Genomic DNA, 12016 nt, shown 5'->3' on the forward strand with positions numbered 1-12016 from the left:
GGCTCAGCCTACGCGCGGCAGACACAATGGGACGCGTGGAATCACGCGCAGCAGACGACCCCTACCTCTGGCTCGAAGACGTCACCGGCGACGAGGCGCTGGCGTGGGTCACCGCGCACAACGAGCCGACGCTGGCCGACCTCTGCGACGACCGGTTCGACCGGATGCGCGCCGAGGCGCTCGAGGTGCTCGACACCGATGCGCGCATTCCGTACGTGCGGCGGCGCGGGGAGCACCTGTACAACTTCTGGCGCGACGCGACCAACCCGCGTGGCCTGTGGCGGCGCACGACGCTGGAGAGCTACCGCACCGATGTCCCCGACTGGGACGTCGTGATCGACGTCGACGCGCTGGCCGAGGCCGATGGCGAGAACTGGGTGTGGGCTGGCGCCGACGTCATCGAACCGGACCTGACACTCGCCCTGGTCAACCTGTCCCGCGGGGGCTCGGATGCCACCGTCGTACGCGAATTCGACATGCGCACGCGGACTTTCGTCGAGGGCGGCTTCGAGCTGCCGGAGGCCAAGACCGACATCGGTTGGGAGGGGCCGGATGCGGTCATCGTGGGCACCGACTTCGGGCCGGGTTCGCTGACCGACTCCGGTTATCCACGCGTCACCAAGCGCTGGCGACGCGGCGAGCCGCTGTCGGCCGCCGAGACGTTGTTCGAGGGCGAGGTGACCGACGTGAGCGTCGGCGCCGGCTACGACCCCACACCGGGATTCGAACGCCTGCTTGTCTCACGGTCGTTCGACTTCTTCAACCGCAAGCGCTACGAGTTGCGCGGCGGCGAGCTGCTCGAGATCGAGGTGCCCACGGATGCGGGTACGTCCATCCACCGCGAGTGGCTGCTGATCCGGCCGCGCAACGACTGGACGGTCGGCGGCACGACGTACGCGGCAGGCACGCTGCTGGCGACCGAGTACGAGCAATTCCTCTCCGGGACAGTCGATCTCGCCGTGGTGTTCGAACCCGACGAACACACCAGTCTGGAGAGCTACGCCTGGACGCGCGATCGGCTGATCCTGGTCACCCTGGCCGACGTGGCCAGCCGCATCGAGGTCGTCACGCCGGGAACGTGGCAGCGCGAACCGGTTTCGGGCGTACCGCCCAACACCAACACCGTGGTGGTCGACGCCGACGAGTACGGCGACGAGATCCTGCTCGACTCGAGCGGCTTCGACACGCCGTCGCGGCTGCTGTGGGGCCGGGCCGGCGGGGAGCTGACCGAGATCAAGAGTGCGCCTGCGTTCTTCGACGCCTCCGACATCGAGGTTCGCCAACACTTCGTCGCGTCGGCCGACGGCACCATGATCCCCTACTTCGTGGTCGGGCACCGCGACGCGGACGGGCCGGGGAAGACGCTGCTGGGCGGCTACGGCGGGTTCGAGAACTCGAACACCCCCGGCTACGCAGGCGTCCTCGGCCGGCTGTGGCTCTCGCGCGGCGGCACCTACGTGCTGGCGAACATCCGCGGCGGCGGCGAGTACGGACCGCGCTGGCACACCCAGGCGATGCGGGAGGGTAGGCACCTGGTCCACGAGGACTTCGCCGCAGTCGCAGCAGATCTGGTGGCGCGCGGCATCACGACCGTCGACCAACTCGCCGCCCAGGGCGGCAGCAACGGCGGTCTGCTGATGGGCATCATGCTCACCAAGTACCCCGAGCTGTTCGGCGCCCTGGTGTGCAGCGTCCCACTGCTCGACATGAAGCGCTATCACCTGCTGCTGGCCGGGGCGTCCTGGATGGCGGAGTACGGCGACCCCGACGACCCCGACGACTGGGCGTTCATCTCCGAATACTCGCCCTACCAGAACATCTCGGCCGAGCGCACCTATCCCCCGCTGTTGATGACGACGTCGACGCGTGACGATCGCGTGCATCCGGGCCACGCTCGCAAGATGACGGCAGCGCTGGAGGCCGCGGGACACCGGGTCCGGTACTACGAGAACGTGGAGGGCGGGCACGCCGGTGCGGCCGACAACGCGCAGACGGCGTTCCGGTCGGCACTGATCTACGAGTTCCTGCACCGCACGCTCGATCCCACCGTGTAACGGTTGGGCCGTGGCGACGCACTCCCGTTCGTAGGCAGAGACCAACGAGCACGAGGAGCAGCCATGACCACCGTCCGCGAACACATCACCACCGGTATCGAGCCGAACTCTCCGGTAGCGCGACTCGGCGCAGGCCTGGCCCGGTACGGCCTCGTCGTCGTCATCGCGTGGATCGGACTGCTGAAGTTCACCGAGTACGAGGCGCGTGGAATCGAACCGCTGGTGGCGAACTCCCCGCTGATGAGCTGGGTCTACGACGTGTTCTCGGTGACGGCGTTCTCGTCGCTGCTGGGCGTGCTGGAACTCGCGACCGCCGCCCTGATCGCGGTGGCGCCGTGGTGGCCACGGGTGTCAGCGCTGGGCAGCGCCATCGCCGTCGGCTTGTTCGTGGCGACGCTGAGCTTCCTGTTCACGACCCCCGGCGTCTTCGAGGCCTCGGCCGGTGGCTTCCCGGTGCTGTCCTCGACGGGGCAGTTCCTGATCAAGGACGTCGCGCTGATCGGAATCGCGGCGTGGACGCTGGTGGATGCGCTGAGACGGGCCTGAGCGGCGATCGATCCGGATACGATCAGCCGGCCATGCCCCGATCGGGTGACGACGAAGCAGCCCTCATCGCCTTGCTGCGCAACGGCGACGAGGCTGCCTTCGCGTGTCTGGTGGATCTGCACACGCCCGCGATGTTGCGCGTCGCCCGCGGTTACGTGCGCAGCCACGACGTGGCCGAGGACGTCGTGCAGGAGACGTGGATCGCGCTGCTCAAGGGCATCGACGGGTTCGAGGGCCGCTCCTCGCTGCGCACCTGGCTGTTCACCGTCCTGATCAACGTCGCCAAGGCGCGCGGCATCCGGGATCAACGCGACTCGGACCTCGCCGTCAAGGCGTTCACCGACGGCACCGTCGACCCCGCCCGGTTCCGGGCGGCCGGCGAGGAATGGCAGGGCCACTGGCGCGACGACGCCGCCCCCACGCCGTTCCCGGAGACGCCGGAGGGCTCGGTGCTCGGCGACGAGCTGGTCGCGGTGGCCCGCCGCGAACTGGACAAGCTGCCGGAGCGCCAACGCGTCGTCGTCACGATGCGCGACATGCTCGGCATGGACTCGGCCGAAGTCCGCGAGCTGCTCGACGTCAGCGTCGCCAACCAACGGGTACTCCTGCATCGCGGTCGCGCGGCGGTCCGGCAGGGCCTCGAAGACTATCTGAGGGACGTGAGCTGAATGGACTGCAACCAATTCGTCGAACTCGTCACGGCCTATCTCGACGGATCACTCGACGTCGAGACCCGGTCGCGGTTCGACACGCACGTGCTCGAATGCGACGGCTGCGACAACTACCTGCAGCAGTTCCGGACCACGGTCGCCACGCTGGGTAAGGTCGACGACGCGGACCTGAACCCCGCCTTCCGCGACCGGCTGATGACCGCGTTCCGGGATCGGGACTGAAGGCCCCTACCGGACCGGCTCGCTCACCGTCCGCTTGCGCATGCCGCCGAACATCGCGACGAACACGCCTAGCAGCACGAGCGCGGCGCCCGCGGCGAGCGTGAGGTTGAGCCACTGGTGCAGGCTGTCGACGGCGTGGCCGAACATCGTCTCGGCGAGCGCGCGGACGTCGCCCTGGGTCTTGGCGAGCGCGTCGTCGACGTACGTCCGGCCCACCTCGATCCCAGCCCACCCCGCCGCTCCGACGACGAGTGCTGAGACGCCGAGCGCGCCGATCGCCTTGCCGCGTGACCGGGCCGACGCCAGCGTCAGCAGCGCGAACACCGCCGTCAGCACCGCCGCTCCGATGCTGACGAACGGACCCCACGTCGCCAACGGCCGCAACTGGCCCGGCCGCAGTCCCGAGGACTCGGGCACGGTGACGGGGACGTTGAGCGTCTCGGGAACCTCGAGGTTGAGGTTGCCCAACGATTCCCGCAGGGAGGGGTCGGTCAACATCGGTGCGATGTCGACGAGCCAGCGGTCACCGGACTGCTGGTCGCGCTGCACGGTGTCGGTGAACAGGAAGCCATGGGCGATGCGATTGGCTTGGGCGAACTGGCCGGGGAATCCCGCGTTCTGCGTGTACAGCGTGGTGACGCTGCTGACCAGGACGGGGTTGAGGTCGCCATAGCCCTCGTCGGCGGCGAACGACACGATCTCGGTGGTCAGCAGCGACGCCATCGCCTGCTGCAACTGCGGATCCCGCGCGGCCGACGCCGCGAAGTCGGCGTATCCGTCCCGGTCGACGATCGTGTGTTGAGCCCAGCCCGAGGCAACCGCGATGGCCAGGGCCACCGTTGTCACCAGCCACGCCAGGAGTGTCGCGACGAAGCGCACGGACGCGTCCTCCTGTCGGTCGGGGACGCGGGCCGGTCAGTCGGCCAGTGCACGCCCCACGATGAGCGGATCGGCGTGGCCGACCACGTCGTGGTCCTTGTTGCCGTAGTCGAACTTACCGAGGACGTAGCGCATGGCGTTGATCCGGGCGCGCTTCTTGTCGTTGCTCTTCACCACGGTCCACGGCGCGATCTCGGTGTCCGTCCAGGCGAACATGTCTTCCTTGGCCGTCGTGTAGTCGTCCCACTTGTCCAGCGAGGCCAGGTCGGTGGGCGAGAGCTTCCACTGCCGAACGGGGTCGACCTGACGGATCGTGAACCGGGTGCGCTGCTCGGCCTGGGTAACGGAGAACCACAGTTTCGTGAGGCTGATGCCGTCGTTGACCAGCATCTGTTCGAACAGCGGTGCCTGCCGGATGAACTCGGCGTGCTGCTTGGGCGTGCAGTACCCCATCACCCGTTCGACCCCCGCGCGGTTGTACCAGGATCGGTCGAACAGCACGAGTTCGCCTGCGGCGGGCAGGTGCTTGACGTAGCGCTGGAAGTACCACTGCGTGGTCTCGCGCTCAGTGGGCTTCTCCAGCGCGACGACGCGGGCGCCGCGCGGGTTGAGGTGCTCCATGAACCGCTTGATGGTGCCGCCCTTGCCCGCGGCGTCGCGGCCCTCGAACACGATGACGTGCCGGTGCCCGTGCGACTGGCTCCACTTCTGCAGCTTGAGCAGTTCGATCTGCAGCAGCCGCTTCTGCTCCTCGTAGTCCTCGCGCCGCATGCGCTCGTCGTACGGGTAGTTCTCGCGCCAGGTGTCGACGACCTCGCCACCCGGGACGAGCAGCAGTTGCGGATCGTCGTCGTCGTCGTCGCGGACGGTGTAGCGGTCGATGTCGATGTCCAAGCTCACCGCCCGAACGTATCGACCGCCGCCAAAGCCGCGGTGACGCCGAGGTGAACGGCAGGTGTGTCGAATCCCCGCACGCTACTTCGCGATTCGCTTGGGCCGGATGAGCGCCAGCTTGGTCATCATCGTGTTCATCCGCTTGAGCGCCTTCGGCGAGTTGTTGTAGTAGTTGCCGCCGGCGCCGACGTTGGTGCGCGGTGCGACCACCGTCTCGATGCGGCAGTACTTGCGCAGCCCCTCGGGTCCGCCGAACCGGGCGCCGATGCCCGAGGTCTTCCAGCCGCCCATCGGCGCGGTGGTGCACATCAGGTTGGAGATGACGTCGTTGACGTTGACGCCACCGCAATCCAGTTGCAGTGCAACGTCGTTGGCGCGCTCGAGGTTGCGGGAGAACACCGCGGCACTCAGCCCGTACTGGCTGTCGTTGGCCAGGCGCACGGCCTCGGCCACGCTCGACACCTTCATGATCGGCAGCGTCGGTCCAAAGGTCTCGTCGGTCATGCAGGCCATCGAGTGGTCGACGTCGACGAGCACGGTGGGCTCGTAGAAGGTGCCCGGGCCCGACGGGCGCTTGCCGCCGGTCAGCACTTTGGCGCCCTTGGCCAGCGCATCGGCGACGTGCTTCTCGGTGACGGCGACCTGGCTCTCGTCGATCAGCGCGCCGAAGGCGTTGCCCTCGCCGGCGCCCATCTTCAGCTTGCGCACGTCGCGCACCACGGCGTCGACGAACTGCTCGTAGACCTGCTCCATGACGTACACCCGCTCGACCGACACGCAGGTCTGGCCGGCGTTGAAGAATGCGCCCCACACCGCGGCGTGGGCGGCCAGTTCGACGTCGGCGTCGTCGAGCACGAGCATGGGGTCCTTGCCGCCGAGTTCGAGGCTGACGGGGGTCAACCGGCGGGCAGCGCGCTCCATCACCTTGGCGCCGGTCGCGCTGGAGCCGGTGAACTGGATGAAGTCGGAGCTGTCGATGACGGCCTCGGACACCTCACGCGCGCCCTGTGCGAGTGCGAGCACCTCGGGTGCGCCGGAGTCGATCCAGCCGCGCATCAATACCTCGGCGGTCAGCGGCGTGCGCTCGGACGGCTTGAGCAGCACCGAACAGCCCGCGGCCAGTGCGCCGATCGCGTCCATGAGCGCATTGGCGACCGGGTAGTTCCACGGCGCGATGATGCCGACCAGCGCGCGGGGCCGGTAGTGCACGGTGATCTTCTTGATCGACAGGAACGGCAGCGCGGCAGGACGGCTGTCCGGGGCCAGCGCCTTCTCCATGGTCCTGACGTAGTACGACAGGATCATCAGCAGCAGCGGCACCTCCTGCGCGGCGTCGGTGGCGGACTTGCCGGTCTCCTCGATCAGCAGCGACTCGATCTCCTCGCGGTGGTCGCCGAGCCAGACTGCGTAGCGGGCGAGCACCTTGGCTCGGCCCGCGGCGCCGCGGGCCTCCCATTCGCGCTGCGCCTGCCGCAGACCGGTGGCGATGCGGGCGACGTCGGCGGGGTCGGTCCAGCGGACCGTGCCCGCGACCTCGCCGGTGGCGGGGTTGAGGATGGTGGCGACGTCCTTCGAATTCGCTCCGGCGTCGACTTCAGGCGTTGCTGTCATGCCTCCATGCTAGCCAGTGCTGTGACGCACGTCGCACCCGGGTTGACACCTGTCAAGTCCGACGGCCATCGCGGCCACGCACACGACCGACGTGGCGAGCAGCAGAGCGCCGATCGTGTCGGTGAAGTAGTGGTAGGTGAAGGATTGACCTGCCGCGGCGAGCACCGCCGCCACCGACGCCGCGACCACCGCCCACAGCCGCGCGCCGACCACGATGACCACCATGCCGAGCACGGCCACGGTCACCGTCACGTGCCCGCTCGGGTAGGCCAGCGTCTCCGGGTCGTCGCCCTTGGTCCGCCCGAACACGCGCTTGAGTACCCGCATGAGCACCAGCGCGACGGCGGGCGTGGCCACCACCGCGACGGCGAGCCGCCACCGCCTGCGCCACAGCGCGGTGAGCAGTGCGACGGCCAACAGCGCCGCGATGACGGGCGGGTCGGTGAAGAACAGCAGGTACCCCAGATCGGGGTGCAGCTCACCGGTGGTGGAGAACCAGTCGTCGAGTGGCGTCGAGCGCTTCCCGACCACCAGGCCAAGCAGGAACACCGCCGAGAGCCCGACCACGGGCCACCAGCGGATCGCGGGTCCGCTCATTCAGGTCGCGATGCCTCGCACGTAGGCCGCCTGGCCGAGATGCTGCGCGCAGTCGTCGATGATGCTGACCAGCCGCGCGCTTGCGGTGACGGGCGGGTCCCACTGCTCGTCGATGACCCGTGCGAGTTCCTCGGGGGTCACGCTCGCGACGAACTCCAGCGTCACGCGGTGCACGGCGTGGTAGTACCCGGAAAGCAGGCTGGCCGGGGCCTTGACCTTGCCGACCTCCGCGGGAGTGTGGCCGTATCCGTGCGCGTCGCGGGGAAGGTCGAGGCCGAACCGGTCCACCCAGCCCTCGCGCAGCCACACCTGCTCGACGCCTGCGATGTCACACAGCTGCGCGTCCTGAACTCGCGCGCTGTGCCACAGCAGCCACGCGATGGTGTTCGCCTCCGGCGTCGGTCGGTAGAGCGCGACCTCGTCGGTCAGCCCGTCGGTGAGGTCGTCGGCATGCTCGATCAACCGGGTGAACGAGTCGCGGAGGAGTTCGCGGACCGCCCCGGAATCCGAGGGGGCGTCCGACGCGCTGGATGAGGTCGCCATGTCCGCCAAAGTTACGCCTAGGTTCTGATGATGGAATCCTTCGGCAGGTCGGTCCTGCTGCTGACCATCCCGCTCAACCTGCTCCTGATCGCGTGGGTGTGGCTGGGACGTGCGGCATTCGGCGTGCCGTGGGGCTGGATGTTCCTCATCCTGCTGTTCACCGCGGTCCCGGTCTTGCTGATCCTGCTCGGCATCACGACGTTCCTGGCCTTCCGCCAACCCGGGCGACGGTTCACGACCCGGCAGGCCTTCGCGCAGGTCGCCATCTGGGTGGCGATGGTCGTGTTCGGCGCGGCGATCGCCGACTTCGACGACGACGGCCACACCGAATCCGTGCTGAGCCACTGGTTCGGGCCCGGCATGCTCGATGCGGGACAGGCGATCGTCACGGCGGCGGTCGTCGTCGCCGCAGCGGCGTGGATCGCGCTGCTGGCACTGCTGATCCGCGGCAGGCGCCGAAAGACCCCGGCGAGCTAGCCCTTCGGGCCACCCCCGTGAAACACCGCTTCGACGTTGTTCCCGTCGGGGTCCCGCACGAACGCGCCGTAGTAGTTGGGGTGGTACTCGTCGAAGATCCGCGGCTCGTGCAGCGGCTCGGCGCCGAGTGCGAGCGCGGCGTGATAGAACGCCTGCACGCTCTCGGGGCTGGGCGCGGAGAACGCGAAGTGCAGGGGCGCGCCCACCGGCCGGTCGCCCGCGTCCTCGACCCAGAAGTCGGGCTTGCCCGCCGTGCCGTACCCGACGGCGGGGCCGACGTCCATCTGCCGCTCGAAGTCGAGCACCCGCAGCACCGAGTCGTAGAACTCCTTGGCCTTGCCGAAGTCCGCACTGAGGATTCCGAAGTGGTCGATCACATGCCCATCCTCGCATCCTTCGACTTCGTGGTCCTGAGGTTTCGGGCGTCGTACATTCAGGTCATGGCCCCTGACTTGATCATCCGCAACGGCACCATCGTCGACGGCCTCGGCGGTGCGCCGTACGTCGGCGACGTGGCGATCGCCGACGGCGTCATCACCGCCATCGGCACCGTCGACAGGCACGCCGCGCGCGAGATCGACGCCACCGGCCTGCTCGTCACACCGGGCTTCGTCGACCTGCACACCCACTACGACGGCCAGGCGATCTGGTCGGACCGCATGACGCCGTCGTCGGCCCACGGCGTGACGACCGCGGTGATGGGCAACTGCGGCGTCGGCTTCGCACCGTGCCGCCCGGAGGACCACGAGACGCTGGTCGACGTCATGGCAGGCGTCGAGGACATCCCCGGCGTGGTGATGGTCGACGGGCTGCCGTGGACGTGGGAGACGTTCCCCGAGTTCCTCGACGCGCTCGACGGCCGTGCCCGCGACATCGACGTGGCCGCGTTCCTGCCGCACTCGCCGCTGCGGGTGTACGTGATGGGCCGGCGCGGCGTCGAGCGCGAGCCGGCGACCGCCGAGGACCTCGAGTTGATGCGCAAGCTCGCCGAGGAGGCCGTGCGGGTGGGCGCGCTGGGATTCGCCTCGTCCCAGTTGACGCTGCACAAGAGCGAAAGTGGCCAGCCCATACCGAGTTACGGTGCGGCGTACGCCGAGTTCGAGGCGATCGCCCGCGGCATCGACGACGGTGGCGGCGGGTTGATCCAGTTCGTGCCGGACATCGTCGCGGGTGACTACGAGCCCGCGCTGAAGACGGTGTTCGACGTGGCCGAGGACGTCGGCCTGCCGGTCACGTTCACCTTGGCGATCGGCAACGCGGGCGACCCGTTCTTCCTCGGCGCGTTGACGATGGTGGAGAAGGCGAACGCCAACGGCGGGGACGTCAGCGCGCAGATCTTCCCCCGGCCGATCGGCCTGGTGATCGGCCTCGAACTGTCGGGCAACCCGTTCGTGATGTACCCCGCCTACCAGGAGATCGCGCACCTGCCGCTCGCGGAGCGTGTCGCCGAGATGCGCAAACCCGAAGTGCGCGAACGCATCCTGAACGACTCGCCGGCGCCGGGCGGACACCCGCTGATGTTCGCGGTGCAGGCCTTCGACTGGATCTTCCCGCTGGGCGATCCGCCGAACTACGAGCCCGCCGCGTCCGACAGCATCACCGCCCGGGCCCGTGCGCGTGGCGTCACCGCCCTGGAGGAGGCCTATGACCGCCTACTCGACGACGACGGACACGCGATGCTGCTGGTCACGCTCGCCAACTTTCGCGACGGGTCGCTGGACACGGTGGCCGAGCTGATCCGCCGCGACGACGTGGTGCTCGGCCTCGGCGACGGCGGCGCTCACTACGGGATGATCTGCGACGCAAGCTTTCCCACGTACATGCTCACGCACTGGGTGCGCGACCGTGCCTCGGGCCGGTTGTCGGTGGCCGAGGCGGTCCGCGAGTTGACGTCGGCGCCGGCGCGGGTGGCGGGGCTGGGCGACCGGGGGCGGCTGGCCGTCGGTTACAAGGCCGACGTCAACGTCATCGATCACGCGGCGCTGGCGCTGCATCGGCCGGTCGTCGCCCACGACCTGCCTGCCGGGGGCCGTCGCCTCGATCAGACGGCCGACGGATACGTGGTGACGATCGTCGCCGGTGAGGTCATCGCCGAGCGCGGCGTGCCGACCGATGCCCGGCCGGGAAAGCTGGTGCGCGGGCGCCAGGCCGGGCCCGTATGACGCGGGTCGCGCCGCTGGCCCCGCCGTGGAGCGACGCGGACGCCGAGGGCATCGAGGCCTGGGGGCACCCCGACCGCACGTATGAACCGCTGCTCCTGGTGCGGTGCGTTCAGCGCCATCCCCGGCTCGCCGCCAAGTTACGCAAGCTCGGCGAGGCACTGTACGTCGACACGCTGCTGCCGCCGCGGGTGCGGACGATCGCGATCCTGCGCATCTGCGGGCTCGTCGGGTGCGCCTACGAGTGGGGTGGGCAAGCCGCGTTCTGGGGTCCGATCGCAGGGGTCTCCGAGGACGAGTGCGACGCACTGGTCACCGACGCCGACGCGCCCTGGAGTGACGCCGAGCGCGTGCTGATCGCCGCCGTCGACGAACTCGAGCGCACCGGGTCGTGGTCCGACGCGACGTGGAATGCGTTGGGCGACAGCCTCGACGACGAGCAGCGCATGGAGCTGCTCATCGCCGTCGGCTGGTATCGCACGATCTGCACGCTGTGCAATGCCCTCGACCTACCCGTGGAGGGCTGGATGCGGGCGTGGCCCGGTTCAGTTGCTCCGTAGCGCGGGATGCTGCTTGACGAGCAGCGGCATCAGGACCCGCTGGGGCAGCAGCCCGAACAGACGGGTGCTGACTTGGCTTGCCAGCCCGGGGATCACGCTGCCCCGGTCGTGCTCGAGCGCGTCGATGCCAACCTTCGCGACCGCGCGTGACGGCATCCACATGAACTTTGGGAACGCGTCGGCGAAGGTCTTCTCGTCCATGCCCGCCGCCTGGAGGAATTCGGTGCGCACCGGGCCAGGGTGCAGCGTCGCGACCGTCACGCCTGTGCCTGCGAGTTCGGCGCGCAGGCCGTCGCTGTAGCTGCGGACGAATGCCTTGGTGGCCGCGTAGCCGGCCTGGCCGGGGAACGGCTGGAAGCCCGCCGTCGAACCCACGTTGAGGATCGCGCCGCGGCCGCGTGCCACCATCTGTCCGACCGCGCGCGTGGTGAGGTCGATGACGGCCTCGACGTTGACGCGTACCTGGGCGATCTCGTCGTCGACGTTGGCGTCGACCACCGCGCCGATGGTGCCGATGCCCGCGTTGTTCACCAGGACGTCCACGGTCAGCCCGCGCCGTTCGACCTCGTCGAACAGGCTTGCCCGCGCTGCGGGATCGGCTACGTCGCAGGCGATTACCTCGACGCGGACCGTGCTGCCGAGTTCGGCCGCGAGGTCGCGGAGCCGGTCCTCCCGGCGGGCGACGAGTGTGACTCCGTATCCACGGGATGCGAGTTCGCGGGCCAGGTCGGCCCCGATGCCGGACGAGGCGCCGGTGACGACGGCAGTGCTGGTCGGGGAGGGCTTGGGAAGTGACATGTGGG

At 69.1% G+C, this 12016-nt stretch carries 14 protein-coding genes; 7 read left to right on the forward strand and 7 right to left on the reverse strand.

Features of this window, described 5'->3' with window-relative positions:
- Positions 1-35 precede the first annotated feature (35 nt).
- The 4 genes from G6N61_RS15375 (at position 36) to G6N61_RS15390 (ending at position 3493) form a co-directional block, all read left to right on the forward strand.
- A complete protein-coding gene (locus tag G6N61_RS15375) occupies positions 36-2054 on the forward strand; it encodes a prolyl oligopeptidase family serine peptidase (protein WP_235887556.1) in 2019 nt (672 codons plus the stop codon).
- Between the two features lie 63 nt (positions 2055-2117).
- Positions 2118-2600: a YkgB family protein gene (locus tag G6N61_RS15380; protein WP_163919296.1), complete on the forward strand. Its 483-nt coding sequence runs from the start codon at positions 2118-2120 to the stop codon at positions 2598-2600.
- Positions 2601-2632: 32 nt separating this feature from the next.
- On the forward strand, positions 2633-3268 hold the full coding sequence (locus G6N61_RS15385; RefSeq protein ID WP_163919297.1) for an RNA polymerase sigma factor: 636 nt from the start codon (positions 2633-2635) through the stop codon (positions 3266-3268).
- A complete protein-coding gene (locus G6N61_RS15390) occupies positions 3269-3493 on the forward strand; it encodes an anti-sigma factor family protein (RefSeq protein WP_163919298.1) in 225 nt (74 codons plus the stop codon).
- Between the two features lie 6 nt (positions 3494-3499).
- Here G6N61_RS15390 and G6N61_RS15395 read toward each other — a convergent pair whose 3' ends face one another.
- The 5 genes from G6N61_RS15395 to G6N61_RS15415 form a co-directional block, all read right to left on the reverse strand.
- Positions 3500-4372 carry a hypothetical protein gene (locus G6N61_RS15395; protein ID WP_163919299.1) on the reverse strand — a complete coding sequence of 291 codons (873 nt, stop codon included), beginning with the start codon at positions 4370-4372 and terminating at the stop codon, positions 3500-3502.
- A 36-nt stretch (positions 4373-4408) separates the two neighbouring features.
- Entirely contained in the window at positions 4409-5272 is an 864-nt protein-coding gene (gene ppk2 / locus G6N61_RS15400; RefSeq protein ID WP_179973632.1) for a polyphosphate kinase 2, read from the reverse strand.
- A gap of 75 nt (positions 5273-5347) precedes the next feature.
- Entirely contained in the window at positions 5348-6877 is a 1530-nt protein-coding gene (locus tag G6N61_RS15405; protein WP_163919300.1) for an aldehyde dehydrogenase family protein, read from the reverse strand.
- Between the two features lie 9 nt (positions 6878-6886).
- Positions 6887-7474: a phosphatase PAP2 family protein gene (locus G6N61_RS15410; protein WP_179973633.1), complete on the reverse strand. Its 588-nt coding sequence runs from the start codon at positions 7472-7474 to the stop codon at positions 6887-6889.
- Positions 7475-8017 carry a mycothiol transferase gene (locus tag G6N61_RS15415; protein ID WP_163919301.1) on the reverse strand — a complete coding sequence of 181 codons (543 nt, stop codon included), beginning with the start codon at positions 8015-8017 and terminating at the stop codon, positions 7475-7477. It abuts the gene before it with no gap.
- Between the two features lie 30 nt (positions 8018-8047).
- On the opposite strand from G6N61_RS15415, the gene G6N61_RS15420 reads away from it, so the two are divergent.
- On the forward strand, positions 8048-8494 hold the full coding sequence (locus G6N61_RS15420; RefSeq protein ID WP_163919302.1) for a hypothetical protein: 447 nt from the start codon (positions 8048-8050) through the stop codon (positions 8492-8494).
- Here G6N61_RS15420 and G6N61_RS15425 read toward each other — a convergent pair.
- Complete coding sequence (locus tag G6N61_RS15425) at positions 8491-8871, reverse strand: VOC family protein (RefSeq protein WP_163919303.1); 381 nt, start codon at positions 8869-8871, stop codon at positions 8491-8493. The genes G6N61_RS15420 and G6N61_RS15425 overlap by 4 nt on opposite strands.
- A gap of 63 nt (positions 8872-8934) precedes the next feature.
- On the opposite strand from G6N61_RS15425, the gene G6N61_RS15430 reads away from it, so the two are divergent.
- Together G6N61_RS15430 and G6N61_RS15435 are read left to right on the forward strand one after the other, a co-directional pair.
- Entirely contained in the window at positions 8935-10656 is a 1722-nt protein-coding gene (locus G6N61_RS15430) for an N-acyl-D-amino-acid deacylase family protein (RefSeq protein WP_163919304.1), read from the forward strand.
- On the forward strand, positions 10653-11213 hold the full coding sequence (locus G6N61_RS15435) for a carboxymuconolactone decarboxylase family protein (RefSeq protein ID WP_163919305.1): 561 nt from the start codon (positions 10653-10655) through the stop codon (positions 11211-11213). The genes G6N61_RS15430 and G6N61_RS15435 overlap by 4 nt, the downstream gene beginning before the upstream one ends.
- On the opposite strand, the gene G6N61_RS15440 is transcribed toward G6N61_RS15435, so the two are convergent.
- A complete protein-coding gene (locus G6N61_RS15440; RefSeq protein ID WP_163919306.1) occupies positions 11199-12011 on the reverse strand; it encodes an SDR family NAD(P)-dependent oxidoreductase in 813 nt (270 codons plus the stop codon). The two genes, G6N61_RS15435 and G6N61_RS15440, sit on opposite strands and share 15 nt — an antisense overlap.
- Positions 12012-12016: the final 5 nt, after the last annotated feature.

Origin of the sequence: Mycolicibacterium arabiense (genome assembly GCF_010731815.2) — a bacterium.
Taxonomy (GTDB): domain Bacteria; phylum Actinomycetota; class Actinomycetes; order Mycobacteriales; family Mycobacteriaceae; genus Mycobacterium; species Mycobacterium arabiense.